At 77.4% G+C, this 26,392-nt stretch carries 28 protein-coding genes; 12 read left to right on the top strand and 16 right to left on the bottom strand.

What is annotated here, in order from left to right; genetic code table 11:
- Nucleotides 1-4: 4 nt before the first annotated feature.
- Together BLS82_RS12645 and BLS82_RS12640 are read right to left on the bottom strand one after the other, a co-directional pair.
- Nucleotides 5-214, bottom strand: coding sequence for a hypothetical protein (locus BLS82_RS12645; protein WP_092866410.1), 210 nt, complete (start codon nucleotides 212-214; stop codon nucleotides 5-7).
- A gap of 147 nt (nucleotides 215-361) precedes the next feature.
- Nucleotides 362-2,455, bottom strand: a complete 2,094-nt coding sequence (locus BLS82_RS12640) for an ATP-dependent DNA helicase UvrD2 (RefSeq protein ID WP_176819088.1) — start codon at nucleotides 2,453-2,455, stop codon at nucleotides 362-364.
- A gap of 161 nt (nucleotides 2,456-2,616) precedes the next feature.
- Between BLS82_RS12640 and BLS82_RS12635 the strand changes: the two genes are divergently transcribed.
- Together BLS82_RS12635 and BLS82_RS12630 are read left to right on the top strand one after the other, a co-directional pair.
- On the top strand, nucleotides 2,617-2,877 hold the full coding sequence (locus tag BLS82_RS12635) for a mycoredoxin (RefSeq protein WP_092866404.1): 261 nt from the start codon (nucleotides 2,617-2,619) through the stop codon (nucleotides 2,875-2,877).
- Between the two features lie 98 nt (nucleotides 2,878-2,975).
- A complete protein-coding gene (locus tag BLS82_RS12630) occupies nucleotides 2,976-3,548 on the top strand; it encodes a nucleoside/nucleotide kinase family protein (RefSeq protein ID WP_092866401.1) in 573 nt (190 codons plus the stop codon).
- A gap of 180 nt (nucleotides 3,549-3,728) precedes the next feature.
- Here the strand turns inward: BLS82_RS12630 and nudC are convergent, their stop codons facing one another.
- The gene (gene nudC / locus BLS82_RS12625; protein WP_092866398.1) at nucleotides 3,729-4,643 is read right to left on the bottom strand and encodes an NAD(+) diphosphatase; all 915 of its coding nucleotides are present in this window, start codon (nucleotides 4,641-4,643) and stop codon (nucleotides 3,729-3,731) included.
- A 47-nt stretch (nucleotides 4,644-4,690) separates the two neighbouring features.
- Between nudC and BLS82_RS12620 the strand changes: the two genes are divergently transcribed.
- Nucleotides 4,691-5,611: a phosphotransferase gene (locus BLS82_RS12620; RefSeq protein ID WP_092867014.1), complete on the top strand. Its 921-nt coding sequence runs from the start codon at nucleotides 4,691-4,693 to the stop codon at nucleotides 5,609-5,611.
- Complete coding sequence (locus tag BLS82_RS12615; RefSeq protein ID WP_369811091.1) at nucleotides 5,608-6,471, top strand: endonuclease/exonuclease/phosphatase family protein; 864 nt, start codon at nucleotides 5,608-5,610, stop codon at nucleotides 6,469-6,471. The genes BLS82_RS12620 and BLS82_RS12615 overlap by 4 nt, the downstream gene beginning before the upstream one ends.
- Here BLS82_RS12615 and BLS82_RS12610 read toward each other — a convergent pair.
- The 9 genes from BLS82_RS12610 to idi form a co-directional block, all read right to left on the bottom strand.
- Nucleotides 6,424-7,029, bottom strand: a complete 606-nt coding sequence (locus tag BLS82_RS12610; protein WP_092866395.1) for a zinc metalloprotease — start codon at nucleotides 7,027-7,029, stop codon at nucleotides 6,424-6,426. The genes BLS82_RS12615 and BLS82_RS12610 overlap by 48 nt on opposite strands.
- Nucleotides 7,007-7,342, bottom strand: coding sequence for a hypothetical protein (locus BLS82_RS12605; protein WP_092866392.1), 336 nt, complete (start codon nucleotides 7,340-7,342; stop codon nucleotides 7,007-7,009). Before BLS82_RS12605 ends, BLS82_RS12610 begins: the two co-directional genes overlap by 23 nt.
- Before the next feature lie 147 nt (nucleotides 7,343-7,489).
- Nucleotides 7,490-8,722: a hypothetical protein gene (locus BLS82_RS12600; protein WP_143028853.1), complete on the bottom strand. Its 1,233-nt coding sequence runs from the start codon at nucleotides 8,720-8,722 to the stop codon at nucleotides 7,490-7,492.
- Nucleotides 8,723-8,757: 35 nt separating this feature from the next.
- Nucleotides 8,758-9,474: an ABC transporter ATP-binding protein gene (locus tag BLS82_RS12595; protein WP_176819087.1), complete on the bottom strand. Its 717-nt coding sequence runs from the start codon at nucleotides 9,472-9,474 to the stop codon at nucleotides 8,758-8,760.
- A 117-nt stretch (nucleotides 9,475-9,591) separates the two neighbouring features.
- Nucleotides 9,592-9,786: a hypothetical protein gene (locus tag BLS82_RS12590; RefSeq protein ID WP_092867010.1), complete on the bottom strand. Its 195-nt coding sequence runs from the start codon at nucleotides 9,784-9,786 to the stop codon at nucleotides 9,592-9,594.
- A gap of 201 nt (nucleotides 9,787-9,987) precedes the next feature.
- Nucleotides 9,988-13,356 carry a UvrD-helicase domain-containing protein gene (locus BLS82_RS12585; protein ID WP_092866383.1) on the bottom strand — a complete coding sequence of 1,123 codons (3,369 nt, stop codon included), beginning with the start codon at nucleotides 13,354-13,356 and terminating at the stop codon, nucleotides 9,988-9,990.
- Complete coding sequence (locus tag BLS82_RS12580) at nucleotides 13,353-16,667, bottom strand: ATP-dependent helicase (RefSeq protein WP_218123882.1); 3,315 nt, start codon at nucleotides 16,665-16,667, stop codon at nucleotides 13,353-13,355. Before BLS82_RS12580 ends, BLS82_RS12585 begins: the two co-directional genes overlap by 4 nt.
- Nucleotides 16,664-17,101: an MGMT family protein gene (locus BLS82_RS12575; protein WP_092866380.1), complete on the bottom strand. Its 438-nt coding sequence runs from the start codon at nucleotides 17,099-17,101 to the stop codon at nucleotides 16,664-16,666. The genes BLS82_RS12580 and BLS82_RS12575 overlap by 4 nt, the downstream gene beginning before the upstream one ends.
- Entirely contained in the window at nucleotides 17,098-17,652 is a 555-nt protein-coding gene (gene idi / locus BLS82_RS12570; RefSeq protein WP_092866377.1) for an isopentenyl-diphosphate Delta-isomerase, read from the bottom strand. Before idi ends, BLS82_RS12575 begins: the two co-directional genes overlap by 4 nt.
- Before the next feature lie 168 nt (nucleotides 17,653-17,820).
- On the opposite strand from idi, the gene BLS82_RS12565 reads away from it, so the two are divergent.
- The 5 genes from BLS82_RS12565 to BLS82_RS12550 are packed head-to-tail and all read left to right on the top strand — an operon-like array spanning nucleotide 17,821 to nucleotide 21,322.
- Nucleotides 17,821-18,423, top strand: a complete 603-nt coding sequence (locus tag BLS82_RS12565; RefSeq protein WP_092866374.1) for a hypothetical protein — start codon at nucleotides 17,821-17,823, stop codon at nucleotides 18,421-18,423.
- 31 nt (nucleotides 18,424-18,454) lie between these two features.
- Nucleotides 18,455-19,060: a hypothetical protein gene (locus BLS82_RS12560; RefSeq protein ID WP_092866372.1), complete on the top strand. Its 606-nt coding sequence runs from the start codon at nucleotides 18,455-18,457 to the stop codon at nucleotides 19,058-19,060.
- Complete coding sequence (locus BLS82_RS15805) at nucleotides 19,061-19,669, top strand: hypothetical protein (RefSeq protein ID WP_176819086.1); 609 nt, start codon at nucleotides 19,061-19,063, stop codon at nucleotides 19,667-19,669.
- On the top strand, nucleotides 19,666-20,319 hold the full coding sequence (locus tag BLS82_RS15800) for a signal peptidase I (RefSeq protein WP_176819085.1): 654 nt from the start codon (nucleotides 19,666-19,668) through the stop codon (nucleotides 20,317-20,319). The genes BLS82_RS15805 and BLS82_RS15800 overlap by 4 nt, the downstream gene beginning before the upstream one ends.
- A complete protein-coding gene (locus BLS82_RS12550) occupies nucleotides 20,309-21,322 on the top strand; it encodes a hypothetical protein (protein WP_092866366.1) in 1,014 nt (337 codons plus the stop codon). The genes BLS82_RS15800 and BLS82_RS12550 overlap by 11 nt, the downstream gene beginning before the upstream one ends.
- A 38-nt stretch (nucleotides 21,323-21,360) precedes the next feature.
- On the opposite strand, the gene BLS82_RS12545 is transcribed toward BLS82_RS12550, so the two are convergent.
- The 3 genes from BLS82_RS12545 to BLS82_RS12535 are packed head-to-tail and all read right to left on the bottom strand — an operon-like array spanning nucleotide 21,361 to nucleotide 24,281.
- Complete coding sequence (locus BLS82_RS12545; protein ID WP_369811080.1) at nucleotides 21,361-22,515, bottom strand: ThiF family adenylyltransferase; 1,155 nt, start codon at nucleotides 22,513-22,515, stop codon at nucleotides 21,361-21,363.
- Nucleotides 22,485-23,237 (bottom strand): DUF3152 domain-containing protein, encoded by a 753-nt coding sequence (locus tag BLS82_RS12540; RefSeq protein ID WP_092866360.1) that lies wholly within the window; start codon nucleotides 23,235-23,237, stop codon nucleotides 22,485-22,487. The genes BLS82_RS12545 and BLS82_RS12540 overlap by 31 nt, the downstream gene beginning before the upstream one ends.
- A gap of 51 nt (nucleotides 23,238-23,288) precedes the next feature.
- Nucleotides 23,289-24,281: a hypothetical protein gene (locus BLS82_RS12535; RefSeq protein ID WP_092866357.1), complete on the bottom strand. Its 993-nt coding sequence runs from the start codon at nucleotides 24,279-24,281 to the stop codon at nucleotides 23,289-23,291.
- Between the two features lie 234 nt (nucleotides 24,282-24,515).
- On the opposite strand from BLS82_RS12535, the gene BLS82_RS12530 reads away from it, so the two are divergent.
- The 3 genes from BLS82_RS12530 (at nucleotide 24,516) to BLS82_RS12520 (ending at nucleotide 25,430) form a co-directional block, all read left to right on the top strand.
- Nucleotides 24,516-24,740 carry a DUF3107 domain-containing protein gene (locus tag BLS82_RS12530; RefSeq protein WP_092866354.1) on the top strand — a complete coding sequence of 75 codons (225 nt, stop codon included), beginning with the start codon at nucleotides 24,516-24,518 and terminating at the stop codon, nucleotides 24,738-24,740.
- On the top strand, nucleotides 24,740-25,000 hold the full coding sequence (locus BLS82_RS12525) for a hypothetical protein (RefSeq protein WP_092866352.1): 261 nt from the start codon (nucleotides 24,740-24,742) through the stop codon (nucleotides 24,998-25,000). Before BLS82_RS12530 ends, BLS82_RS12525 begins: the two co-directional genes overlap by 1 nt.
- A gap of 166 nt (nucleotides 25,001-25,166) precedes the next feature.
- Nucleotides 25,167-25,430, top strand: coding sequence for a GlsB/YeaQ/YmgE family stress response membrane protein (locus BLS82_RS12520; protein ID WP_092866349.1), 264 nt, complete (start codon nucleotides 25,167-25,169; stop codon nucleotides 25,428-25,430).
- A gap of 108 nt (nucleotides 25,431-25,538) precedes the next feature.
- Here the strand turns inward: BLS82_RS12520 and BLS82_RS12515 are convergent, their stop codons facing one another.
- Nucleotides 25,539-26,255 (bottom strand): ferritin-like fold-containing protein, encoded by a 717-nt coding sequence (locus BLS82_RS12515; RefSeq protein ID WP_092866346.1) that lies wholly within the window; start codon nucleotides 26,253-26,255, stop codon nucleotides 25,539-25,541.
- Nucleotides 26,256-26,392: the final 137 nt, after the last annotated feature.

Here is a 26,392-nt window from a genome sequence, read left to right as displayed (position 1 = left end):
TGGCCTAGGTGGCCACGACCTGCGCGGGACAGGCGGGGTGCGGACCCGTGGAGGAGAAGGGCGCGAGGACGGCGGTCGGCGCGACGCCGCCGAACGAGGCGGTCGGCTCGACGCCGCCGAACGGCGCGACGAGCGCGGACGACGGCGTGCGCCCGCGCGCCGAACGCGCGAGATCGGAGGCGTCGCGACGCGCGCAGCTGCTGGGCTTCGTCATCGGGACCACCTCCTGCCGTGCGCGGACCACCCTCGGTCGGGGGCGGTCGGGACCCGTCGAGCAAGGAGGCTAGGACAGCCCCGGATCGGGGCACAACTCATTTACGACCTGCGGGTTCGCGCTCCCCCGCCCGGGCGCAGCGGGCCCTCAGCCGCGGCCGTGCAGGACCTCGAGGACGGCCTCGCCGTACCGCTCCAGCTTGGCCGGGCCGACGCCGGCGATGCCCGCGAGGGAGGCGGTGTCCGCGGGCCGGGACTCCGCGATCGCCACGAGCGTGGCGTCGGTGAAGACGACGTACGCGGGCACCTTGGCCTCGCTCGCCGTCGCGGAGCGCCACTGGCGCAGGGAGTCGAAGACGGCCTCGTCGTAGCCGGGCGGGCAGTCGGCGCAGCGGCCCACCTTGCGCTCGGCGGCGGTGGCGAGCGCGGCGCCGCACCCGCGGCAGGTGCGCGCGAGGGCCTCCTTGCGGGCCGAGCGCCCGCCGGCGGCGCGGGCGGCGCGGGCGGCGGGGCGGTCCTCGGCGGAGGCCGGCCGCAGCCCGTCGAGGAAGCGGGAGGGGGTGCGGGTGGCGCGCCCGCCGGGGGTGCGGGCCCTGGTCCAGGACAGCGCGAGGTGCTGGCGGGCGCGGGTGACGCCCACGTAGAGCAGCCGCCGCTCCTCCTCCACCGCCTCCGGGTCGTCGGCCGCGAAGGAGATCGGCACCAGGCCCTCGGCGAGGCCGACGAGGAAGACGGCGTCCCACTCCAGGCCCTTGGCCGCGTGCAGCGACGCCAGCGTCACGCCCTCCACCACCGGGGCGTGCTGGGCGGCGGCGCGCTCATCGAGCTCGGCGACGAGGTCCGGCACCCGGGCGCCGGGCCGGGCGGCGGCGAGGTCGTCGGCCAGGTGGGCCAGGGCCTGCAGCGACGCCCAGCGCTCGCGCACGGCCCCGGTGGCCGCCGGCGGCTCCTCCGACCACCCCGCGCTGGCGAGCACGTCGCGCACGAGCTGGCCCAGCGGCGTCGAGCCGTCGTCGCCGCGGGCGGCGCCGCGCAGCAGGACCACGGCCTGGCGCACCTCCTGGCGGGCGAAGAAGCGCTCGCCGCCGCGCAGCAGGTACCCGATGCCGGCCTGGGTCAGCGCCTGCTCGAGGGGCTCGGACTGGCCGTTGGTGCGGTACAGCACCGCGACCTCACCCGCGGGCACGCCGGCGTCGAGCAGGCGCCGCACGCCCGCCGCGACCCCGGCCGCCTCGGCGACGTCGTCGTCGTAGGCGGTGAAGGACGGCGGCGGGCCGGGGGGCCGCTGCGCGACGAGCTCCACCCGCGCGCGCGTCGCCGCCTTCGGCGCGCGGTCGAGCAGGCCGTTGGCGAGGGCGACCACCTGCGGGGTGGAGCGGTAGTCGCGCACCAGGCGCACCACGCGGGCGCCGGGGAAGCGGCGCGGGAAGTCCAGCAGGTGGCGCGGGCTGGCCCCCGCGAAGGAGTAGATCGTCTGGCTGGCGTCGCCGACGACGCACAGGTCCGTGCGCTCCCCCAGCCACAGGTCGAGCAGGCGCTGCTGCAGCGCGGAGACGTCCTGGTACTCGTCGACGACGAAGTGGCGGTACTGGCGGCGCACGGAGTCCGCGACGTCCGGGCGCTCGTCGAGGATGCCCGCCGTCAGCAGCAGGACGTCCTCGAAGTCGATGGCGCCGCGCTCGGTCTTGACGTCCTCGTAGGCCTGCAGCAGCCGCGCGACCACAGCGGCGTCCAGGCCGCCGGGGGTGCCGCGACCGGCGGCGCGCGCCGCGGCGGCGTAGGACTCGGGGACGAGCATGCCGACCTTGGCCCACTCGACCTCGGCGGCGAGGTCGCGCACCGCCGCGCGGTCGACGGACAGCCGCAGGCGCCCGGCCGCCTCGGCGACCAGGCGCGCCTTGTGCTCGACGATCGAGGGCAGCGCGCCGCCCACGGCCTGCGGCCAGAAGTACTGCAGCTGGCGCAGCGCGGCGGCGTGGAAGGTGCGCGCCTGCACGCCCGGGACCCCGAGGTCGCGCAGCCGCGAGCGCATCTCCCCCGCCGCGCGGGCCGTGAAGGTCACCGCGAGCACCTGCTGGGGCTGGTAGACGCCGGCGTGCACCCCGTGCGCGATGCGGTGGGTCAGCGCCCGGGTCTTGCCGGTGCCGGCCCCGGCGAGCACGCACACGGGCCCGGTCAGCGCGGTGGCGACCTCCCGCTGCTCGGGGTCGAGGGAGGCCAGGACGGCGTCGGACAGGCTCATCAGGAGCGCCATCCTGCCCCCTGGCGCCGACAGCTGGGACCCGCGTGCACAGGCCGGCGCGGCGGGGTGCGCGGTGCGGTGCGGTGCGGTGCGCGGGCGGGATGGAAGCGCGCCGCGCCGTCGTTGTCGCCCCTGCTCGCCCGATCCCGAGGAGGACCCCCATGTCGACGCCCGCGCTGCCCGAGGCCGGCACCATCACCATGTTCAGCACCACCTGGTGCGGCTACTGCCGGGTCCTGAAGAAGGGCCTGGACCGCGAGGGCATCGCCTACTCCGAGGTCAACATCGAGGAGGTCCCGGAGGCGGCCGAGTACGTCATGAGCGTCAACGGCGGCAACCAGACGGTGCCGACCGTGGTCTTCCCCGACGGCAGCGCGGCGACGAACCCGTCGGTGGCCGAGGTCCGGGCCCGCCTGTCCTGAGCCCGTCCGCCGAGCCCGCCCCGAGCCGCTCGCCGGGCGCGCCCCGGGTCCTCCCGCTCGACGCCGCGGGCATCGCCGCGCGCGTCGCGCGGGAGGCGGTGGACGCGGGCGCCCGGCGCGTCGGCGTCGACGGCGCCGTGCCGGGCGACCGCGCGCGGATCGCCGACGCGCTCGAGGAGGCGCTGCGCCGGGAGGGCCGGCGGGTGCTGCGCGTGAGCGCCGAGGACTTCCTGCGCCCGCGCTCCGTGCGCCTGGAGCACGGCGCCGACGACCCGGACGCCGGGTACGAGCGCTGGTACGACACCTCCGCGCTGCTGCGCGAGGTGCTCGACCCCCTCGCCCCCGGGGGCTCCGGCCGCTGGCTGCCGAGCCTGTGGGACCCGGTTCCCGACCGCGCCACGCGCGCGCCGCGGCAGCACGCGCCGCCCGGGGCCGTGCTCGTCCTCGACGGGCCGTTCCTGCTGAGGTGGGAGATGGCCGGCGCGCTGGACCTCGTCGTGCACCTGCAGACCTCCCCCGCCGCGCAGCGCCGGCGCCTGCCGCCGCGGGACGTCGAGCGCGCCACCGGCGCCTGGGCGCGCTACCTCGCCGAGACCGACCCGGCGGCGCGCGCCGACGTCCTCGTGCGCTGCGAGGACCCGGCGCACCCCGCCCTGGTCCTCCCGTCGTGACCGGGCGGGTCCACGTGCCCCTCCCGTCGTGATCTTGCGCATCCGGTCGATGCGGACGACCGGAGGTGCACGATCACGAGGGGAGGATCGACCGGAGGTGCATGATCACGAGGGTGAGATCGACCGGAGGTGCATGATCACGACGTGGGGGCTCGACGCCGCCGGTCAGGGCCGCGGGGGTCAGCGCCAGGCGCCGTCGCCCGCCAGCGGCCCGCCGTACCAGTGCTCGATCATCCGGCGGGCGATCGAGACGCCCGGCGGCAGCAGCACGCTGCCGTCCTCGACGGCGCCGGCGAGCTCCTCGCGCGCGAACCAGCGCGCGTCGGTGATCTCGACCTCGTCGGTGCGCACCCGCGCGTCCAGCGCGCGCCCGGAGAAGGCGAGCATGAGGGAGGCCGGGAAGGGCCACGGCTGGTTGCCGAGGTAGGTGACCTCGCCGACCGCGACGCCGACCTCCTCGAGCACCTCGCGGCGCACGGCGGCCTCCAGCGACTCCCCCGGCTCGACGAAGCCGGCGAGCGTGGAGTAGCGGCGCGGCGGCCAGGCGGGGTTGTGGCCCAGCAGCAGGCGGTCCTCGTCGTCGACGACCGCCATGATCACGGCCGGGTCGGTGCGGGGGAAGTGCTGGCTGGCGTCCTGGGGGCAGCGGCGCACCCACCCGGCGGACTCCACGTCCGTCGCCGCCCCGCACCGGGGGCAGCGCGGGTGCACCGCGTGCCAGTTCATGAGCGCCACGGCCGCGGTGAGCAGGCCGGTCTCGGTGTCGTCGAGGAGCGCGCCGAGGACCCGCAGGTCCTGCCACTCGTCGCCCGCGCCCGGGTCGGGCGCGGGCAGGTCGACCTCGGCGGCGAGGTACGTCGTGCCGTCCGGCCCGGTGCCGAGCAGGGCCCGCACCAGCGCCGGCCCGACCGCGGCCGGGGGCACCAGGTCCAGGCGCGGGGAGGGGCCGGGCAGCACGGGCGTGCGCCCTGCGCTGGTGCGCAGCACCCGGGTGCCCGGGTCGTCCCACAGCCGGTCCAGCAGGCCCTGGTCGGCGCGGTCGTTGCCCCGCCGATCGACCGCCGTGCGCGAGAGGGACAGGCCCGGCAGCGTCATGCGACCACCGTAGGCGGGCCCTGCGGGGCGCCCCTACGGTGGTCGGCGTGCCCCGCAGCCCCTACGTGCTCGCCGCGCTGCTCAGCGCGGCGCTGCCCGCGGCCCGACCGGTCCGGGCGCGCCTGCTGGAGTCCGACGGCGACCTCGACGAGGCCGTCGTCGAGGACGCCGGCGGGCGCTCCTGGGTGGTGCGGGCGCCGCGGCGCGCGGCGGGCGGGGCCTCCCTCGAGCGCGAGGTCGAGCTGCTGACGGCGCTGAGGGCCACCCCGCACGCGGCGCTGCCCTTCCGCGTGCCGGACGTCGCGGGCTCCGCCCCCCTGCCCGAGGGCGGGCGGGCGCTGGTGCAGCCGTGGCCGCCGGGCGCGCCGCTGGACCCGGCGGCGCTGATCCCGGGCCCGGGCGCCGCCGCCTCGCTGGGCCGGGCGCTGGCCGCCGTCCACGAGCTGCCCGCGAGCATCGTCGAGGACGCCGGGCTGCCGGTGTACGAGGCCGCCGACTACCGCGACCGCCGCCTGAGCGAGCTCGACCGCGCCGCCGCCACGGGCGAGGTGCCCTCGCGCCTGCTGGGCCGCTGGGAGCGGGCCCTCGAGGACGTCGGGCGCTGGCGCTTCCCGCCGGCCGTCGTGCACGGCGACCTCGTGGAGGACCACGTGCTCGTCGACGTCGACGGCGAGGTCACCGCCGTCCTCGCCTGGGGGGAGGCCAAGGTGGCCGACCCCGCCGACGACTTCGCGTGGCTGGCGGCCGGGGCCTCGGAGGAGGCCTTCGAGTCGGTGCTGGAGTCCTACGCCCTCGCGCGCGCGGACATCCCCGACCGCCACCTGGCCCAGCGCGCCCGCCTGGCGGGTGAGCTGGCGCTGACCCGGTGGCTGCTGCACGGCGTGCACACCGGGGACGCCGAGGTGGTCGCCGACGCCGCGCGGATGCTCTCCGACCTCGACCTCGCCACGGGCGAGGACCGGCTCTGAGCCCCCTGCGGGTCGCGGCGCTGAACCTCGCGTCCGGCCGCGGGGCGGACGGCGCCCTCCTGGCGGCCGGGGCGCTCGCGCGGGGGCTGGCGGCGCTGGCCGCGCTGGAGGCCGACGTGGTGGCCCTGCAGGAGGTGGACGTCGCGCAGCCGCGCTCGGGCGGGCTGCACCAGGCGGCGCTCGCGGCGCAGGCCCTCGGGGCCGCGGACTGGCGCTTCGCGCCGGCGCTGGTGGGCACCCCGGACCTGCGGCGCACCTGGCGCGGGGCCGGGGGCCGGCTGCTGGGGCCCGGCGACGTCCCGGACGAGCCGGTGTTCGGCGTCGCGCTGCTCTCGCGCCGCCCGGTGCGCTCCTGGCACGCGCTGCCGCTGCGCGCCGGCCCGTGGCGCCTGCCCGTGCGCGCGCCGGACCCGCGCACGGACCGGCTGCGGTGGCGGGCGCTGCCCGACGAGCCGCGCGTGGCGCTGGCCGCGGTGCTCGACGGCGCGGCGCCCGACGTCGCAGCGGGCGCGGTCGTGGCGAGCACCCACCTCTCCTTCGGCCCGCCGACCGCCGCGCGGCAGCTGCGGCAGGTGCGCCGGTGGCTGCTCTCGCTGCCCGCGGGCGCGGGCCCGCGGGTGCTGGCCGGGGACCTGAACCTGCCTGGACCCGTGCCGGCTTGGGTCACCGGCGGGACGGCCCTGGTGCCGGGCACAACCTTCCCGGGCGCCGACCCGCGCCTACAGCTGGACCACGTCCTGCTACTGGGCGGCGACGGACGGAGTGTCGGGCGAGGCGCTGGAGCGCCGTCCGGCACCGTGGTGGGCCTGCCGCTAGGTGACCACCGCGCCGTCGTGGCCGACGTCCTCCGAACTTGGTGATCCCAGTCGGACGGGGTCGGGTGATAACGGCTCAGCTTTCCTGACCACGGCCGGGTTCCGCTGGCGCAACCCGCGGATGAGGTTCCGCCCGTCACCGAAACAAGGCAGGAGGAAGACACCATGGGCGAGGTACCACCAGACCAGGGATGGTCCGACGCCTGAGATCCACAGGATGACACCGACGGCGAGGCAGGCGGACGGTCCTGCGACAGCTACGCCTACGACCTGCCGGGGGCTCAACATCCCGTGGCACTCGATGGAGGTGCGCCACGTGGTGCGCTCGACGGCCAGGTGGGTGACGGTGCCGATCCGCCGCAGGACGAGCACGTGAGCGGACTCGTGCACGGCGAAGGAGCCGACCAGGCCGACGACGGCCACCTGGAGGAAGGACCACGCCAACGCAGCAGGGACGCTGTCACCGGACTCGATGGCCCACATGAGCGCCACAACTTGCAGGAGGCCTAAGAAGGCCAGCAGCGGCCACACCTGGCCGGCCACGGCGATGACGACCTTGACGATCGCCCAGATCGTGCGATCAGACAGCCTGGTGCCGGCCACCAGCCTGCTCCTCGATGAGGCGCGCGCGGTGGACCTTCAGCCCCCGGTAGGCGACCTGCGTCAGCACGAGGAACAGGAAGAGCACGACGAACACGACGACGAGCCCCGTCAGGTTGTCCACCCCCATCGACGCCCCTGTGACGCCCTCGCGCACCTCCGTCGTCTCGAAGAAGACCGATCCGAAGAGCCCTTCACGCCGCACGGACTCTTCACCGGTGGAGAACATGAGGACGAGCAACGTCAGCACCGCTGTGACTAGCGTCAGCAGAGCGGCTCCGACGGCGGCGTTCACGATTAACAGCGCCTTCTTCATTGCGCCTCCTCGACTCATCTGCGCGGATGCCTTGCACGGCGTACCAGACGAACACTGCTGCTGCACCGACGAGGCAGGCGGACAGCGCCGCCTCCGGCAGTCGGAGCAGACCCATCGCGATGGCGACCAGGCCGACGACGACCGCCGTCAGGCCAGGCCGATGAAGACGGAGAACGGGTTGTCCTTCTCTGCAGGGAAGACGACTCCGACGCAGATCGCCAGGAGCGCACCGCCGATGCAGCCGGCGAGAGGCAATGCGCTCAGCGCGAAGACCTGCGGCTGGATGGCGAGGAGGACCACGAGCGCCGGCACTGCGAGGACGGTCAGCACGATGAGCTGTGCCCTCAGCAACTGCCAGTAGATGCGCCACGGGGAGTGGTCCGCGCCGACCAGTACGCGCAGCGGCCGGGTAGCTGCGAACTGGTACACGCCGCTCAAGGACAGGATGCTCAGGCTCCAGACCGGGTGCAGCGACGAGGCCACGCACAGGTAGACGAACGACGCGAGGGACACCGCGGCGCACAGGGTGGTCTGCGAACTGCGCACGAAGCACCAGTCGTAAGGAGTCAGCAGGCGTCGTGCCCGACCGAGGACCGGGACATCCACGTACCGGGAATGGCGGACATGCTGGTCCGGGGTCAACCACAGCGACAGGAGCACCAGTACGAGCGCGAGCAGTGCGGTGGCGGCAGACGCCACGGCCGATCCGTGATGGCGCGACACCCAGGCCACGGACGTGACCCACACGTACTGGTCCCGTCCGTCCAGATACGCGCCGCTCACATCCGTGATCAGGGCGGGCAAGCGCACGGAGTACACCACCAGTGGGGCGAACATGGCGAGCACGAGCAGCACGTTGCTGACCGCCCGCAGCCCCAGGCGGGCGAACAGTCGCGCTAGGGCCAGGTGGAGGACGTGCAGGGCCAAGTAGGTCAGGACGACGGGGAAGAGGATCGACTCCAGCAGCAGGGGCAGCACAGCGGGTCCTAGCAGCAGCAGGGCGCTGATGGAGAGGGAGAAGGACCCTGCACCCACGACGACCGCCGTCATGACTGCTTCGTAGATGAGGAAGGCGCTCGCGCGCTCTCGGTTCGTCAGCGGCAGTTGGAAGCTGAGTTCGAGGAGCCCATCTGCGTTCGCGAAAAGGATCTTGACGAACAGGAAGGCGATCTGCACCCACAGGACCACGGACACCGTCGCCGTGTCGAACAGCAGGCGCCAGGTGGCGGCCTCCGCTGCCCTGGGTTCAAGGAAGTGGTACGCCGCGACGGAGCACACGACCGCGAGTGCGCTGATGCCCGTCACCGCGAGCACCCTGACCGGCACGGATCGAAGCACGCCCAGTCTCAGGATCCTGCGACTGAAGAACAGCAGCAGCATCCGCGCCAGCGTGAGTGCGTGCGGGAGCCTCACGGTCATCGGACGTCGGACTCGAGGTGGTCGAACACCGCCGTCGCCAATGAACCGTGTCCGGCGGTGAAACCATCGATCGACCCGTCATACACCAGGTGACCGAGGTCGAGGAAAAGGATGCGGTCGGCGAGCCGCTCGAGGAGCGAGAAGTCGTGCGTGCAGAGCAGGATGGACGCGCCGTCCTCACGAAGGCGCCGAAGCTCTTTCTCGACCAGGTGCAGCGCCTCGAGGTCGATCCCGTTGAGGGTTTCGTCGATGACGGTGAGCCCTCGGCGCAGGAGCAGCGCGGAGACCAACTGGGTCTTCTTGCGCATGCCGTGGGAGTAGTCCCCGATGAGGTCGTCGTAGCGACCTTCCATGGAGAACTTCTTGAAGAGGTCCCGCGCCTGAGGATGGTCAACCCCGACGCCGTACAGCTTTCCCAGGAGCGCCACGTACTCGTGAGCGCTGAGGAATTCCGGCAGGTAGTCGTTGCTCGCCAAGTACATGCCTCGCGACTTCGCTGCAGGCGAAGCATGTTCGTGCCCGTCAACGGTGATGTAGCCCGACTGCAGGCGGAGGAGGTCGAAAATGTTCTTGATCAGAGTCGATTTGCCGGAGCCGTTGGGACCGATGAGACCGACGACCGTTCCTTCACCGATCGAGAAGGAGACGTCCTTGATGACGTCGAGACAACCGTCGTACGAGTACGTAACAGCTTCGAGATCTAGTCGAGACACGGTCGCTCCTGCCTTATCTCGTACCGCCAGAAGGACATCCAGCTGATCCGGAGGTTGCGCACCCCCCGGATCAGCTGGGCGCCCTACTGGTTCTTGACCATCACCTCACGGCTGAACCTATGCGCACTCAAAATACACCGACAGGCCGCCGTTGCGGTAGGACCACCGCCCCGTGAAGGTCTTGCGCTGCTTGACCACGCACCAGACCGCCATCCCCGCGAGCAGGGTGGCCCCCAGTCCGATGATGACTGCGATGAAGACCAGGAACCACGCGTCGTACCGGACGAGCGCGTCATCGAGCTTCGCCTTCATGGTGTCCACCGCGCGTTCACGCCTTTCGATGGCGTGCGCCGAGAGGGCAACAGGCAGGGTCAAGACGGACATGTTTCCTCCTCGTGTTCAACCGCAGCAGATATCCCAGTGCGCCGGTGCACCGGGATTGTGCGGCGATATGAACACCAGGACTGCAGGAGCCGGAGCGTCAATGGCCGATTACGGAAAGATTGATCGTGCTCATCGGCACTCCAAGACAGGACGAAAGGCTCTTGTCATGTCATGGCTCGGCGCCGAGGCCTGCGCGACCAGGGCCTCCAGCCCGGCCTCGTCGAGCAGGTCCACCGGGCGCACCGTGCGCCCGGTGGAGGCGGAGAAGAACGCGGCCCCGACCCGCTCCAGCGGCAGGCCGGACAGCCGGGACCACGCCAGGCGGTAGACCGCCAGCTGCACCGCCGCTGCCCGCGCCCGCTGCCCCGTCGGCGGCGGGCCGGTCTTCCAGTCCACGACGTCCACCCGGCAGCGCACGACGAGCCCCGCCAGGGGCGTCTCGAGGGCGACCTCCACCGCCACGGGCGTGCGCTCGGCCCACTCCGAGGCGAGGAACGCCTCCTGCAGCCGCGGCAGGTCGGCGTCGTCGGCCGGCTCGTCCTCGTCCGCGCCCGGCACGTCGGGCAGGTCCACGAGCGCCTCCGCGCGGAACCGCTGCTCCAGCCAGGCGTGGAAGCGCGTGCCGCGGCGGGTGGCCGCGCGCGGCTCGACGGGCAGCGGGCGCCGCACGGCCAGGGCGAAGGCCTCCGGGTCGTGCGCGAGCTGCACCAGCCGGGACGCCGACAGGTGCGCGGGCAGCGGCACCGCCGCGGGGCCCCCGGCGCGCACGGCGGCGCGCTCGGCCAGCAGCTGGTCGACCTCCAGGGACCACGGCGACGCGGGAGCCGACGCGACAGGGCCGGCGCCGCCCGGGGCCGCGCCGCCCGGGGCCGCGCCGTCGAGGGCCGCGGCGGCGGCGCGCACCGCCGTCGCGGCCGCCTCCAGGACCGGCCGGCGGTCCGCGACGGGGTCGGCGGGCCAGCTCGCGGTGCGCCGGGTGCGCAGCGCCGGGTTGTCGGCCTCGGCGGGTGCGTCCGGCAGCTCCCCCCGCGGCTCTCCCTCCGTCGTCCCGGGCGCGGCGCCGAGCGCCTCGCGCAGGAACCGCGACGGCTCCCGCCGCGTGCTGCCCGCGCCCCACCAGGCGCCGGTCAGCAGCAGCCGGCTGCGCGCCCGCGTCGCCGCCACGTACGCCAGGCGGCGCTCCTCGGCGAGCTCGTGCTCGCCGCACGCGGCCAGGAAGGCGGCGTGGCGGCGCCCGGCCTCGCCCTGGTCGGCGGCGTCCTCCCAGCCCAGCACCGGCAGCGAGGCGGCGTCCCCGCGCAGCGCGTGCGGGAGGGAGCCCGGGTCGCCGAGCCAGCTCGAGGACGTCGTCCCGCAGGCCGGGAAGCCCTTCTCGACCAGCCCGGGCACGGCCACGACGTCCCACTCCAGGCCCTTGGCGGCGTGCACGGTCAGCAGCTGCACCGCGGTGCGGCTGGGGGTGGCGCCCGCCTCGGCCGAGCGGTCCGCCTCGCCGTCCTCGGCGAGCGCGAGACCGCGCTCGCGGGTCTCCGCGGCGGCCAGCCAGGCGAGGAAGGCCCCCAGGGAGGGCCGGTCGACGGCCTGCGCGAAGGACGCGGCGACGTCGCAGAACGCCTCCAGGTGGGCGCGCGCCGCGGCCGCGGGCACCCCCGGGCGCGCGGCGAGCTCGACGTCGAGCAGCAGGGCGCGCTCGGCCTCGGCGACGAGGTCCGGCAGGGGCAGCCCCGAGGCGGCGCGCAGCCGGCGCAGCACCCCGGCGACCTCGAGCAGGCGCGGGCGGGCGGCGTCCGAGAGCCCGTGCCCGCCGGGGCCGGTCCAGCCGGGGTCGGGCAGCGCGTCGAGGGCCTCGACGAGGCTCGCCGCCTCGGCGAGCTCCGCCACGCCACCGGCGACGGCATCGGCGACGCCACCGGCCACGCCGGCCACGCCGGCCACGCCGGCCCCGCCGCTCGTGGCGCCCGTGGCGCGGCGCTCGCGCGCCCACGCCGCGAGCGCCGCGAGGTCGCGCGGCCCCAGGCGCCAGCGGGCCCCGGTCAGCAGGCGCAGCAGCGCGTCCCCGCGCCCCGGGTCGTGCGCGGCGCGCAGCGCGGCGACGACGTCCACGACCTCGGGCCGGGAGAGCAGGCCCCCGAGCCCGACGACCTCGACCGGCAGCCCCCGCGCGCGCAGGGCCTCCTCGAGCAGGTCGAACTGGGACCGGCGCCGGCACAGCACGGCCGTGCTGCGGTGCTCCCGGCCGGCGGCGGCGTCCTCGGACCAGACCCGGGCGACGGCGTCGGCGACCAGCTCCGCCTCCTCGGCGGCGGTCTCGGCGACGCGCACGGCCACCCGCCCGGGGCCGGCACCCGGGCGTGCCGCCAGGAGCGGCACGTCCAGGCTCGAGCCGGCGCGCAGCGGCGCCGCGAGGCGGTTGGCGGCGTCCAGCACGGCGACGTCGTTGCGCCAGCTCGTCGACAGCGCCAGCACCCGCGCCGGCGAGCCGTCCGGCGCGGGGAAGTGCGCCGGGAAGGCCTCCAGGCCGCCGGCGCTCGCGCCGCGCCACCCGTAGACCGCCTGGTGCGGGTCGCCCACCGCCGTGACGGGGTGCCCGCCGCCGAAGAGCGCGCGCAGGAGGACGAGCTGGGCGTGGGAGGTGTCCTGGTGCTCGTCGAGGAGCACCACGCCGAAGCGCGCCCGCTCGTGCGCCCCCGCCTCCGGTGCGCGCACGGCGGCGCGCGCCGCGAGGGCGACCTGGTCGCCGTGGTCGAGCACCTCCAGCTCGCGCTTGCGCTCGGCGTAGCGCTCCACCAGCGGCACGAGCAGGCGGCGCTCCTCCAGCGCGGCGAGCGCCCTGCGCACGGCGGCGACCGGCTTCCCCGGCAGGTCGCGCACGCGCTCGGCGAGGTCGCGCAGGTGCGCGTCGAGGTCGCGCGGGTCGACCAGGTGCTCCGCGCACTGCGCGGCCAGGGACAGGACGGCGTCGACCACCGAGGCCGGGGACCGGGTGACCCCGCCCAGGTCGTCCCAGCCCGCGACGACCTCGGTGGCCAGCTGGTGGGCGGCGGCCTCCCCCAGCAGGCGCGCGCCCGGCTCGAGGCCGACGCGCAGCCCGTGGTCGGCGAGCACGGACGCCGCGTAGGCGTGGTACGTGGCGACGGTCGGCTCCCCGGCCCCGCCGCCGCCCGCGCCGTCCCCGCCGTCCGCGCCGCCGGGGGGCGGCCCGAGCCCGGCCCGGTGCAGCGCGGTCAGCCGGGCGCGCACGCGCTCGGCCAGCTCGCCCGCGGCCCGGCGCGTGAAGGTCAGGCCGAGCACCCGGTCGGGGGCGACGAGACCGTTCGCGACGAGCCAGACCACCCGCGCGGCCATGGTCTCGGTCTTGCCCGAGCCCGCGCCCGCGACGACGAGCAGCGGGGCGAGCGGGGCCTCCACCACGGCCGCCTGCTCGGGGGTGGGGCGGTGCTGCCCCAGGGCGGCGGCGACGTCCGCGGCGCTGCAGAGCGCCGCCGGTGGTGCGCTCACGAGCCGACCTGCCGGCCCTCGGGGCGGCCGGGGCAGCAGGTGCTCACCGCGCACCGCGAGCACAGGTCGTTCTCCGTGGCGGCGAAGACCCGCCCGCCCATGCCCTCGGCCGTCTGCGCGACCAGCCGGTGCGCCCAGGCCGGGTCGGGCGCGCCCGCCAGCGCGGGCTGCAGCTGCTCCCCGTGCCCCTTCGTCTCGCCGCCCAGCTGCACCAGGGCCGCACCGGCGCCCGCGGCCGGCCCCGGGCGCCCGTCGGGCAGCGCGCCGGGCAGGCGGTCGAGCGCCCCGGCCCCGACCAGCACCTGGTACAGGCCCAGCTGCGGGTGCACGGGCACCTCCTCGCGGGAGGGCTTGCGGGCACCGGTCTTGAGGTCGACGACGCGCAGGGCCCCGCCGGGCTCGCGCTCGACGCGGTCGATGCGCCCGCGCACCAGGGCCCGCCCCACGCGCACCTCGACGTCGGCCTCGACGGCGAGCACCTCGCGTCCGGCCTCGCGCGCCTGCGCGACGTAGGCCGCCAGCTTGACCACCATGCGCCGGGCCCGGGCCAGCTCGCGGCGGCCCGCCCACGTGTCGGGCAGTCCCAGGCGCGGCCACAGGCGCTCCAGCTCGGCCGTCATCTCCTGCGCGCTGCCGGAGGGCAGCGCCTGCGCGACCTCGTGGACGAGGACGCCGACCCCCTGGCTGACGGAGTCGGCCGGGCGCCCGCCGCTGCCCTCGAGCAGCCAGCGCAGGGCGCAGCGGGCGAAGGACTCCACCGCCGACGGCGAGACGCGCACCGGCTCCTCCGGCCCGCGCAGGGGGCCGTCGTCGCTGAGGGGGGCCAGGCCGTACCACTGCACCGGGTCGGCGCCGGGGACGCCGGCGGCGGCCAGGCGGGCCAGCCCGGCCGCCGCGCCGGCGTGCCGGGCCGCGTCCACGCGCGCGCCCGTGGCGTCGACGCTCCCGAGGGGCGTGAGCAGCACCGAGCGCAGCTCCCCCACGAGGCCGGGCAGCGTCATCGGCCGCGGCACCGGGGTGACCAGGCGCTCCGGCACCCCGCCCGCGCCGCCCACGCCGTCCAGCCCCGAGTCCGCCGGCGGGAGCGGGGCGACGAGGTCGAGGAAGGCGGAGGGCCGCTCGTCCTCGGTGCGCACGGCGGTGGCCACCAGGCGGCGCCGGGCGCGGCTGACCGCGACGAGCAGCAGCCGGCGCTCGTCGTCCAGCTGCTGGTGCCGCGCGGCGGAGACGGCCTCGGGGGTGCCGCCCCCGGTGCCGCGGCCGGTGCCGCGGCCGGCGAGCAGGTCGGCCAGGTCACCGGCCCCCAGCAGCGCGCCCCGCAGCCGCGCGTCGGGCCAGGCGCCCTCCTGCAGGCCGGCCACGACCACGACGTCCCACTCGCGCCCGCTCGCGCCCTGCGGCGTCACCAGGGCCACGGCGTCGTCGTCCGGGGAGTGCTCGGCGAGGGTGTCGGAGGGCACGTCCTGCGCCTCCAGGTGCTCGAGGAAGCGCTGGGCGGGCGCTGCGGGCGAGCGCTCCTCGAAGCGCGCGGCGGCGTCGAAGAGCGCGACCACGGCGTCGAGGTCGCGGTCGGCGCGCGCCCCGGCCGGCCCGCCGGACAGCGCCTGCTCTCGCCACGGGTGGGCCAGGCCGGTGGCCTCCCACAGCGCCCACAGCACCGCCTCGACGCCGGCGCCGGGGTCGGCGGCCGCCCGCCGTCCGGCCGCGAGCACGCGCGCCACCGCTCGGGCCGGGCGGGCCGCGCGCTCGGGCAGGGCCGCGCAGCGGTCGGGGTCGAGCACCGCCTCGACCAGCAGCTCGTCGCTGCCGCGCGCGCCGCCGCCCGCGCGCTCGACCGCCAGCAGACCCTGCCGCAGCCGCCGCAGCGCGAGCGCGTCGGCCGCGCCGACCGGTGCCGCGAGCAGCTCGAGCACCTCCTCCAGCGCCGGCGCCCCCCGCGAGGCCTGCCGCAGCACCGCGCGCAGGGCGGTGACCAGCGGGCGCACCGCCGGCTCCTCCCGCAGCGGCACCGAGGCGGGCGGCAGGGCGACGGGCACGCCGGCCGCGGTGAGCGCGCGCCGCAGCGCGGCCGTCGCGCGCCCGGAGCGCACCACCACGGCCATGGCCCCCCACGGCGTGCCGCCGACCAGGTGCTCGCGGCGCAGCAGGCCGGCCACGAACGCGGCCTGCTGGGCGCTCGAGCGCAGCACGTGCCCCTCGACGGCGCCGTCCGGCGCGCTCGGCGCCGGACCCGCCGCGCGGTGCGCGACGGCGCCCCGGCTGCCGATGCGCTCCTCCACCCGCCGCACCGCTGCCGCCAGGTCCCGGCCGTGGCGCCAGCGCGTGCGCAGCACCACCACGGGCGCCGGGCGCCCGTCGGCGCGGCGGTGCCGCTGCGCGGCCTCCACCAGCAGGGCCGGGTCGCCGCCGCGGAAGCCCGACGTCGTCGCGTCCGGATCGCCCGCGAGCAGCAGGTCGGGGCCGCCGGCCAGCAGGTCCAGCAGGCTCGAGACCGCCGCGGTGGACTCGTGGTGGTCCTCGACCGCCACGAGGGTGAGGCGGGCCCGCTCGGCGGCCAGCAGCGGCGGGTCGGCGCGCAGGAGCGCCACGGCGTCCTGCACGATCGCCGCGGGGTCGTGGGCGCCGGGGTCGGCCAGCGCGCTCACCTGCCGGTGCTCCGCGAGCACCTGCGCCGCCGCTCCCCACTCCGGGCGGCCGTGCTCGATGCCCAGGCGGGCCAGCTGCGCGGGGGGCAGCGCGTGCTCCTGGGCGCGCATGACGAGGTCGCGCAGCTCGGCGCGGAACCCCCGCAGGCGCCGCACGGCGGCGTCGACGCCGGCGGGCCAGTCGGGCGCCGGGGCGTCGCCCGCCTCGTGGCCGCGCAGCAGCTCGGCGAGGGCCTGGTCCTGCTCCGGGCCCGAGAGCAGGCGCACGGGCTCGTCGCCGGCCCGCACCGCGGCCCGGCGCAGCAGCGCCCAGGCGTAGGCGTGCGGCGTGCGCACCAGCGGCTCCGTCGCCGTGCGCGCCAGCCGCGCCGAGACCCGGTCGCGCAGGGAGGCCGCGGCGCGGCGGCCGGGAGCGAGCACGAGCAGGGAGGAGACGGGGTCGCCGTCGCGCTCCACCCTCGCGACGAGCGCCTCCACCAGGGCGGTCGTGCGCCCCGTGCCCGGCGCTCCCAGCACCACCAGCGGCCCGGCGCCCCGGCGGTGGTCGACCACCCGCTGCTGCTCGGCGTCCAGCTCGGGCGCGTGCGCGCCCGGGCCCGGTCGGCGCACCAGCACGGGCGCCGGCGCGCCGCGGGCGGCGGTCGGCGAGGAGGCGGGGGTGATCACGGGCGCACGCTGCCACAGCACCCCGACGGGCGCGGGGGCTTCCGCCCTCCCTGCGCTTCCCCCGCGTCCGCGCCGGGGTGCGCGCCGGGGTGCGCGCCCGGCTCGGCGCCGGGGCCGGGGTCCCAGCGGGCGCGGGCGAGGTCGACGGCGTCCCCGCCGCGCAGCACCGGCGTGCCCTCCTCGGCCCAGTGCAGCCGCGCGCGCGGCAGCAGCCCCGCCGGCAGCGAGCCGTCGGCCCGCACCACGCGCCACCACGGCAGCTCGTGGCCGTGCTGGGCCATCACCGCGCCGACGGCGCGCGCGGCGCCCCAGCCGGTCAGCTCCGCGACGTCGCCGTAGGTCAGCGCCCTCCCCGGCGGGATGGCGTCGACCAGCGGCCCGACGTCGTCGAGGTAGCGGCGCCCGCGGGGCCGCTCGCGCGGCCGCCCGGTCACCGCGCGGCGTCGAGCAGCGGCAGCTGCAGCACCGACCAGGGGCTGAGCGCCCACGGGGCGCGCCGGGCGACGTCCACGGCGTCGCGCCAGTCGACCCACCGCCACTCGGCGACCTCGTCGGGGTCGGGGTCGGGGTCGGCGTCGGCGACCGCGGTGTAGACGGGGCACACCTCGTTCTCCACGACCCCGGACGCGTCCGTGGCGCGGTAGGCGAAGTCCGGCAGCACCGGGACGACGTCGCGCAGGCGCAGGCCGAGCTCCTGGCGGGCGCGGCGCACGACGGCCTCCTCGGAGCCCTCCCCCGGCGCCGGGTGCCCGCACACCGTGTTGGTCCACACCCCCGGCCACGTGCGCTTGGCCATCGCCCGGCGGGTCAGCAGCAGCCGCCCCGCGCCGTCCGTGGCGTAGCACGAGAACGCCAGGTGCAGCGGGGTGTCGGCGCCGTGCACGGTCGCCTTGTCCGCGGTGCCCACCGGGGAGCCGTCGGCCCCCAGCAGGACGACCCGCTCCACGGGCCGCTCGACGTGCTGCTCGGTCGCGGGAGCGCTCACCCGGGCAGCCTACGGGCGCCCCGGCGCGCGGCGCTGCGGCCGGCGCCGCGCGCACCGCTCAAGGTCGCGCCCGACCTGCCGATGGATCCCCGAGCGGTCCGCAGGGACCAGCCCGGTGCGAGCACCGGGCACGAGGCGCCGACGGGGCGCGAACGGGAGGACGGGTCGATGAGAGCTCTGACCGCAGGGGTCGGCACCGGCAAGGTGCTCGCGTCCCTGGCCGCGGTGACCATGGTGAGCGTGGCCGGCGTCGCCGGCACCACCGCGGCGCTGAGCGACACCACGGCGAACGAGGGCAACCGCATCAGCGCGGCCACGATCGCCCTGACGGACAACGACGCGGGCACCTTCATGTACCAGGTCGACAAGGCGCAGGTCAGCGACCCGGCCGTCGAGCGGTGCATCCGGGTCTCCTACTCCGGCTCCCTCGACAGCACCGTGAAGCTGTTCATGGCCAGCACGCTGGACTCCGGCGCCCCCTACGTCGACCTGAAGGTCGAGGCCGGCACGCAGGCGTCCTCCAGCTTCCCCTCCTGCACCGGGTTCACCCCGGCGGCGGTGCTGTACAACGGCACGCTGGCCGGCTTCCGGACCAGCCACGGCAGCGCCGCCACCGGCGTCGCCTACACCCCCAACGGGGCGAACCCGTGGACGAGCGGCAACTCGGTCGTCTACCGCGTGACGGTGCGCGTGAACAACGACGCGCGCCCCGCCGGCGCCGACAGCTCCGGCCTGCACACCTACACCTGGCAGGCCGACACGGTCGTCTGACGGTCACCCCCGTCCGAGCCACGTCGAACCCATGAGCACGCGCAGCAGCTCCCGACCGGGCCCGCGGCACGCCGCCGCGCGCCCGGCGGGCGGTCGCGCCCCGGCACCGGCCCGCGGGTCGGTGCGCCGGGCAGCGGGGCTGCGCGCCTCCGGGCTGCTCGCCGGCCTCGCGGCGGCCGCGGTGCTGCTGCCGGCGCTGCGCCCGCCCGCCGGGCCGGCGCCGCTGCCCCTGGTGGTCGACGCGGTGGTCACCCGCAGCGGCGAGGTCGGGCTCGCGGACGGCGGCCAGCTGCTGGTCGAGGCCCCCGTGCGCCCCGGTCGCGCCGGCGCGGCGTCCGGGCGGGTGGTCCTGGTCTCGGAGACCGCCGCGCCGGTGCAGCTGGCGGTCCGCGACGGCGGTGCCGCCTCGGGCCTGGAGGACCGGCTGCGCGTGAGGGTCAGCCTCGGGGACGACGTCGTCTACGACGGTCCCCGCGGGCAGCTGCGCGCCGCGCCGTCCCGCACCGTGCACGTCCTGCCCGGCGAGCGGCCGCCGCTGACCGTCGCGGTCGCGCTGCCCAAGGGCAGCTCCGCCGCCGCGGCAGGCCGCCGCGTCGTCCTCGACCTGCAGCTGACCTCGTCCCCCGTGGAGGCCTGAGTGGCGCGGCCCACCGCACGCCCCGCGCGCAGCCCCGGCACCCCGGCCAAGCTGGCCCTGACCGCCGCGGTCCTGCTCGGCGCGTCCTCCGCGATCGGCGGCGGCACGCACGCCGCGCTCTCGAGCACCACGGCCAACCCCGGCAACGCGTTCACGGCCGGCACCGTGCGGATCTCGGACAACGACGTCGACGGGGCGATGCTCACCCTGTCCAACGCCCGCCCCGGCGTTCCGGACACCGGCTGCATCCGGGTGACGTACACCGGCTCGATCCCCGCGCCCGTGCGCCTGCACGGCGCCGCCACCGGCGCGCTGGCCCCCTACCTGAAGGTCACCGTCGTGCGGGGCACCGACGCGACGCCGTCCTTCGACTCGTGCGCCGGCTTCACGGCGGACACCACCGACCACCGCGGGCTCGGGCCGGGCGTGCTGTACTCCGGCACCCTCGCCGCCTACCCCACGAGCTTCGACACCGGCGTGGCCGACCCGCTGGCGACGTGGCCGACCGGCCGCAGCACCTCCTACCGGATCTCCGTGGAGGTCCTGCCCGACAACGCCGCCCAGGGCCTGAGCGCCGGCGCCGCCTTCCGCTGGGAGGCCCGCGCGTGAGCGCTGGCCGGGTGCGCCCGGGCCTCGTGCGCCGGGGCCGGGTGCGCCGGGGCCTGGCCGCGGGCCGCCTGCTGGCGGCCTGGGTCGTGCTGGGCCTCGTGGCCGGCAGCGCCCTGCTGGCGGGCGAGGGGCAGCCCGGGCGCGTGCGGGTGATGACCGTGCTGTCCGGGAGCATGCAGCCCGCCCTCGGCGTCGGCGACCTCGTGCTGACGCAGGTGGTGCGCACCGAGCAGCTGCGCGCCGGGGACGTCGTCACCTTCCGCGACCCGACGGCCGACCGGTACGTCACCCACCGGGTGCAGAGCGTGCTGCACGACGGGGCCGTGGCGCAGGTCGTCACCCGCGGCGACGCCAACGCCGTCGGCGAGAGCTGGTCCGTGCCCGCCGGCGGCTCCGTGGGCAGGGTCGTCGCGCACGTGCCCCGCGCCGGCTACGTCGTGGGCGCCCTGGCCACCCCCACCGGCCGGCTCGCGCTCACCGGCACCGCCGGGGCGCTGGGGCTGGCGGCCGTCGTGATGATCTGGCTCCCCCGCCGTCCCGACGAGGCCGTCGAGAGGGCCGGCGAGGACGCCGGCTCCTCCGCCCGGCCGGTGGTCCGCACCCCGCGGCCCTGGGCCCGCCACGCCCGCGGGGTGCTCGGTGGCCGGTGAGCGCCGGCGCCGACGGCTGCTCGGCACCGCCGCGGTGGTGGGCGCCCTGGCCGCCGCGCCCGTGCTCGGCACGCACGCCACCTTCACCGCGACGACGTCCACCACCGGCAGCACCTTCAGCGCCGCACCGGACTGGAGGCCGCCGACCGCCTCGGTGCCCGTGGTGCTGCGCACGGGCGGGAGCATCCCCGGGTACGTGCGCCAGGGCGGCACCTACCGGTTCCACGTCAGCGCGGCGGAGAACCCCGGCTCCAACCCGCCGTCGGGCCTGGGCACCGTCACCGGCGACGTCAGCGCCCTGACCGCGGGCCAGACCGCGGCCGCCATGACCGCGAGCGCCGCGACCATCGCCGGCACGGCCTACACCCACGCCACCGCGCAGCAGACCGCCGCCGCCACCAAGGCCGCTGCGACGTACGCCACCAGCGCCACCGCGCGCGACCTCGCCACCCCCACGGCGAACGCCGTCACGGTGGCCGGCAGCGTCGTCGTGGACAACACCGCGCCGGCGCCGGCCGACGTCCAGACGACCAACGCGGGCACCGCCGGCAGCCCCGGCGCGGGCGACACCCTGGTGCTCACCTACAGCGACGTCGTCGACCCCGTCTCGGTGCTGGCGGGCTGGACCGGGGCGTCGACGAACGTGACGGTGCGGATCAACAACACCGGCGGGTCGACCGGTGACACCTTCCTCGTCTACAACGACGCCAACACCGCCCTCCTGCCGCTCGGGACCGTGGCCCTGGGGGCCACGGGCTACGTGACGGCGAACGCGACCTTCGGCGCCCCGGGCACCGCGGTGCGCTCGACGATGACGTGGGGCAGCACCGGCACCACCTCCACCGTCGTCGTGCGCCTCGGGACCGCCTCCGCCGGCGCGGGCACCTCCACCAGCACGGGCACCATGGTCTGGACGCCGACCGCCACCGTGCTCGACCGGGCCGGCAACCCCGGCACGACCACCGCGTTCAGCGAGCCGGCGCCCCTGGACCGCGAGTTCTGACCCGGCGCCCGCACCGGCGCCGCGCCGCGAGGGCGGCCTCAGGCCACGGGCAGGGACGGGTCCACCTGCGCGGCCCAGGCCAGCAGGCCGCCGTCCAGGTGGGCCGCGTCCGCGCGCCCGCGCGCCCGCAGGGCCCGCACCGCCAGCTCCGAGCGCGCTCCGGAGCGGCAGTGCAGCACCACGGGGCGGTCGCGGGGCAGGTCGGCCGTGCCGTCGAGCACCTGCGCCAGCGGCACGGGCACCGCCCCGGGCAGGGCGGCGAGCTCCCGCTCGGCCGGGGTGCGCACGTCCACCAGCAGCACCTCCCCCGCCGCGAGCAGGCGCGCCAGCTCGCGCGGGGCCACGACGGCGTCCGCGGGCAGCGGCTCCTCGGGCTCCGGGGCGGGCGCGGGTGCCGGTGCCGGTGCGGCGCCCTCCTGCGCCGCGCGCACCCGCACCGCGCGCCACGACATCGTCAGGGCGTCGAGCACGAGCAGGCGGTCCACGAGCGGGCGGCCCGTGCCGGTGAGCACCTTGACGGCCTCGACGGCCATCACGGACCCGACCACCCCGCACAGCGCCCCCAGCACGCCGGCCTCGGCGCAGGAGGCCACCGAGCCGGCCGGCGGCGGCGCCGGGAAGACGTCGCGGTAGGTCGCGCCGCGGCCGGGCCAGAAGACGCCCACCTGGGCGTCGAAGCGCAGCACCGAGCCGAAGACCTCCGGCAGCCCGAGCCGGGCGCAGGCGTCGGCGACGGCGTAGCGGGTGGCGAAGTTGTCGGCGCCGTCCACCACGAGGTCGCAGCCGGCCAGGAGGCGGTCCGCGTTCGCGTCGGTCAGGCGCTCGCGCACCGGCTCGACGACGACCCCGGGGTCGAGGCGGTGCACCGCCCGCGCGGCGCTGTCGGCCTTGGCCCGCCCGAGGTCCTCCACGCCGTGCAGCACCTGCCGCTGCAGGTTCGAGGCCTCCACGACGTCGTCGTCGACGACGACGAGCGCCCCGACCCCGGCGGCCGCGAGGTAGGAGATCACGGGCGAGCCCAGCCCGCCGGCACCCACGACCGCGACGCGGGCGGCACGCAGGCGCCGCTGCGCGGTCTCGCCGAACCCGGGCAGCGCCAGCTGGCGCGCGTAGCGGGCGCGCTCCGGGCCGGTCAGCGCCGGTCCCGGCTCGACCGGCGCGCTCACGGGTGCGGCCACGGGTTGGGGCGGCACGGCAGCACGCCCTTGGTCTGCTGCTGCATCACGGGCGCCAGCTCGCCCTCGCCGGGGCAGGTCTCGTGGCCGTGCCCCAGGGCGTGCCCGATCTCGTGGTTGATCACGTACTGGCGGTACCCGGTCAGGTCGCCCCCGTAGTCCTCGTGGCCGTTGACCCAGCGGTACCAGGTGAGGACGGCGCGCTCGCCGTTGCGGCAGGACAGGGTGCCGCCGGTGTCGAGGGGGTGGCACAGCTCCGCGGACGTGCGCGGGCTCGCCAGCACCAGCACGACGTCCGCGGGCCCGTCGGTGCGCGCGAACGCCCAGCCGTCGCCCGGCCAGCCGCGGGGGTCGTTCAGGGTCGCCAGGGCGAACTGCGCGAACGCCGCGCCGTCGGCGGGCAGGCCGTCCTCGACCTCCACCCGCACGGTGCGCACCCGGCCCTGCCCCGCCGGCTGCGAGCCGGGCACGACCGCGAACGTGCCGGCGCCGACGTCGGGGACCTCGCGCGCCAGGACGCCGGCGGCGGCGTCCGCGGCCACCGCCGGGTCGACCGGCGCCGCGCTGGCGGCAGCCGTGCCGGACGGGCTGGTGGACGGGCTGGTGGACGGGCTGGTGGACGGGGTGGCGGACGACGGCGCCGACGGGCTCGACGGCGCGGCCGCCGGGGCGGCCGAGGCGCAGCCGGCGAGGAGCGCGAGGCCCGCCGCGAGCGGGAGGAGGCGGTGCGCTGCCGTCACGGCACCAGCGTCGCACGACCGCGGCGCCCCGCAGGACGGGCGCCCGGCGCCTCAGGGACGGGCGCCCGGTGCGTCCCCGAGGTCGAAGCCGAAGCGGCGGTTGCACGCGGACAGGACCGCCTTGACGACGGCCCGGTGCGGGTCGGCGCCCGCGAGCGCGGCGCCCACCAGGCGCTCGGAGCCGCGCCCGGACAGCACGCTCAGGGCCACCAGGGCGGCCGTCTCGCCGAGCTGCTCCGCGAGGGTCACCGCGTCGACCTCCATGCGCAGGCGGCCGCCCGCGGCGGACTCCAGGGCGCGCACCGCGGCGGTCGCCAGGGCGCGGTGGGCGCCGGTCGGCGTCGCCGCGGCGTCGGCGACGCCGGTGTGCAGGCCCCCGCCCTGGCGCAGCACCACGGTCGAGGTGGTGGTCAGGCCCTCGGTGACGACCTCGACGCGCTGCAGCAGCAGCCGCTCGGCCGCCCGCTCGGCCGCCGGCTCGAACGCCCGCTCGACCGTCCGCTCGAGCGGCTCCGCCAGCGCCGCGGGACCGGTCTGCGGCGCCTCGCCGAGCCAGCGCGGAGCCGGCGTGGCCGCCACGGTCGGCGAGGACACGGCGGGCACGGGCACCCGGCCGCTGCGCGCCGGGCGCGACGGGCCCGGCACGGCGCCGCGACCGTCGACCGCACCGTCGACCGCGCCGTCCGTCGGGCCCTCGACCGCGCCGTCGGCGTCCTCGGCCGCGGGCGCGACGAGCGGCGCGGGCTGCGCGACCGGCGCCGCGTCGGCGGCGGGAGCGGGCGCGGGGATGGCGGCGGCGCGGGCGGCGCGCACGCGGGCGTCGACGGCGCGGGCCACGTCGTCCTCGTCCGCGTCGTCCTCCAGCTCCAGGCGCAGCAGCGCGGCGCCGCGCCCGTCCGCCTCCACCCGCACGGCCCGCACGCCGGGAACGGCGAGCGCCGCGCGCACGGCGGAGGCCACCTCGGCGCCCTCGGGAGCGCCGGGCGCGGGAGCGCGCCCGCTGTCGGGGAGAGCGGGCTGCTGGGTCCCGGTGGTCTCGATCACGGCGTCTCCGAGGGCGCTCAGGTGGCAGGACGGCGGCTCGGGCGTCCGGGCCGTCGGCTCCAGCGCCGGTGCCGGACTGGAGTCGTCCGAGTACGCAGTGTGACACCACGGGGCGTCTCGGGCGGGGGGAACGCCGCAACGGGTCGCGCGGTTAGATGGACTGCACCGCGGTGCAGCAGCACCGGCAGCGACGAGCGTCCGGGCCGCCGTGCCCGCGCGATGAGGAGGCCCGCAGTGGAGATCAGGATCGGCGTGCAGAACGTCCCGCGCGAGGTCGTCCTTGAGTCCTCGGAGACCGCCGCCGACGTGGGCGCGGCCGTCGCCGCCGCCCTCCGGGGCGGTTCCCCGCTCACCCTCAAGGACGAGCGCGGGCGCACCGTGATCGTCCCCGCCGAGGCCATCGCGTTCGTCGAGCTCGGCGCCGAGGAGGCTCGCCGGGTGGGCTTCGGCGCCCTCTGATGGCGTTCAGCGGCGTCGTCTCCGCGATCGTCGTCGGCGCCGTCATCGGCGCCCTGGGGCGCCTGGTGGTGCCCGGGCGGCAGGCCGTGGGCCTGCTCCTGACGCTCCTCGTCGGCATCGTCGCGGCCCTCGCGGGCGCCTGGCTCGCCGTCGCCGTGCTCGGGGCGACGAGCTGGGTCATCGTCCTCGTGGTGCAGGTCGCGCTCGCCGCCCTCGCCGTGGCCGTGCTCGCGGGCGGCTCCCGGGGCCGCCGCGCCTGACGCGGCGCGGCCGCCCGGGGCCCACGCCACGTAGCCGCGCTGGTACAGCGCGTGGCGGTCCTGCGCCGAAGATCGGTCCCACGTGCAGAAGGGCCCCGCGCGTGGGAACGTCTGGACCGCCGGACGCACGATCTGCGACGCCCGGTCCATCCGGAAGGGAAACACCATGGAGATCATCGGACTGATCATCTTCGGCGCCGTCATCGGCGCCCTCGCGCGGCTGGTGCTACCGGGCAAGCAGAACATCAGCCTGCTGGTCACGATCGTCCTCGGCGTGCTCGGGGCGCTGGCCGGCTACTACATCTGGGGCGCCCTCGGCGGCGGGGACACCCGCGGCTTCGACGTGATCCGGTGGATCATCAGCATCGTCGTGGCGGCCCTGCTCGTCTCGCTGTACGCCGGCCTGACCGGCCGCGGCCGCCGCGTCTGAGACCGCAGCACCCGAGACCGCAGCACCACCCGCCGGGGCGGGCCCGCACGCCGGGCCCGCCCCGGCTCGCGTCCGGGCACCGCTCGAGCGCGCGGGCCGGCCCGCGCGTCAGGCCGTCAGGCCCAGCCGCTGCATCCGGCGCACGTGGGCCTCGGTGATCCGGTTGAACATCCGCCCCAGCTCCACGAGGTCCGCGCCGGGCGCGCCCTCGCCGCCCTCGACGAGCACCGCCGAGAGCGCCTCCCGGTCGGCCGCCACGCGCTGGGCCTGGCTCAGGGCCTCCCCGACGAGGCGCCGGGCCCACAGGGCCAGGCGCCCGGCGACGCGGGGCTCGTCCCGGATCGCCTGGCGCACGGCGTCGACGATCGGGTCCGCGTCCCCGGCGTCGGCCAGCACCCGGTGCACGAGCTCGCGCGTGGGCGCCCCGACCAGCGCGGCGACCTCGCGGTAGAAGTCGGTGGCGATGCCCTGACCGACGTAGGCCTTCACCAGACCCTCGAGCCAGTCGCTCGGCGCGGTGCGCTCGTGGTAGGAGTCGACGGCCGGCGCGAACGGCTCCATGGCCGCGGTGGGGTCGGCGCCCAGCGCCTGCAGCCCGTCGCGCAGCAGCCGGTAGTGCTCGAACTCCGCCACGGCCAGGGCGCCGAGCGCCGCGCGGTCCGGCACCGTCGGCGCTCCCGCGGCGTCCTGCGCGAGGTGCAGGAACCCCGTCAGCTCGCCGTAGGCGAGCGCCGCCAGCAGGTCGACCTCGGCCGCCAGCGCCCTCCCGGGGGCCGGCGGGGTCGCGGCGCCGGCGGCGCCGCCGGCAGCGTCGTGGGCGCTCATGCCCGCCACCCTAGGGCCCGCGCCGGGGCCCGCCGGGCGGTCGGCCGACCGGGTGAGCGGCGCCGTCCGGCGGGTAGGATGGTCGCGTTCACCTCGGTCGACCGGTCGCAGCCACGATCGGCTGCCGACCCGCCGCG

The organism is Quadrisphaera sp. DSM 44207 (genome assembly GCF_900101335.1).
Lineage (GTDB): Bacteria > Actinomycetota > Actinomycetes > Actinomycetales > Quadrisphaeraceae > DSM-44207.
This window is presented reverse-complemented; position numbering and strand designations above follow the sequence as displayed.

What these genes read in the sequence shown, in the direction of transcription:
- BLS82_RS12645 (WP_092866410.1), bottom strand. Translation starts at nt 214, where the DNA reads ATGACGAAGCCCAGCAGCTGCGCGCGTCGCGACGCCTCCGATCTCGCG.
- BLS82_RS12590 (WP_092867010.1), bottom strand. Translation starts at nt 9,786, where the DNA reads ATGAAGGCGAAGCTCGATGACGCGCTCGTCCGGTACGACGCGTGGTTC.
- BLS82_RS12520 (WP_092866349.1), top strand. Translation starts at nt 25,167, where the DNA reads ATGGAGATCATCGGACTGATCATCTTCGGCGCCGTCATCGGCGCCCTC.
- BLS82_RS12640 (WP_176819088.1), bottom strand. Translation starts at nt 2,455, where the DNA reads ATGAGCCTGTCCGACGCCGTCCTGGCCTCCCTCGACCCCGAGCAGCGG.
- nudC (WP_092866398.1), bottom strand. Translation starts at nt 4,643, where the DNA reads ATGACGCTGCCGGGCCTGTCCCTCTCGCGCACGGCGGTCGATCGGCGG.
- BLS82_RS12515 (WP_092866346.1), bottom strand. Translation starts at nt 26,255, where the DNA reads ATGAGCGCCCACGACGCTGCCGGCGGCGCCGCCGGCGCCGCGACCCCG.
- BLS82_RS12560 (WP_092866372.1), top strand. Translation starts at nt 18,455, where the DNA reads ATGAGCACGCGCAGCAGCTCCCGACCGGGCCCGCGGCACGCCGCCGCG.
- BLS82_RS12605 (WP_092866392.1), bottom strand. Translation starts at nt 7,342, where the DNA reads ATGAAGAAGGCGCTGTTAATCGTGAACGCCGCCGTCGGAGCCGCTCTG.
- BLS82_RS12600 (WP_143028853.1), bottom strand. Translation starts at nt 8,722, where the DNA reads ATGCTGCTGCTGTTCTTCAGTCGCAGGATCCTGAGACTGGGCGTGCTT.
- BLS82_RS12565 (WP_092866374.1), top strand. Translation starts at nt 17,821, where the DNA reads ATGAGAGCTCTGACCGCAGGGGTCGGCACCGGCAAGGTGCTCGCGTCC.
- BLS82_RS12525 (WP_092866352.1), top strand. Translation starts at nt 24,740, where the DNA reads ATGGCGTTCAGCGGCGTCGTCTCCGCGATCGTCGTCGGCGCCGTCATC.
- BLS82_RS12635 (WP_092866404.1), top strand. Translation starts at nt 2,617, where the DNA reads ATGTCGACGCCCGCGCTGCCCGAGGCCGGCACCATCACCATGTTCAGC.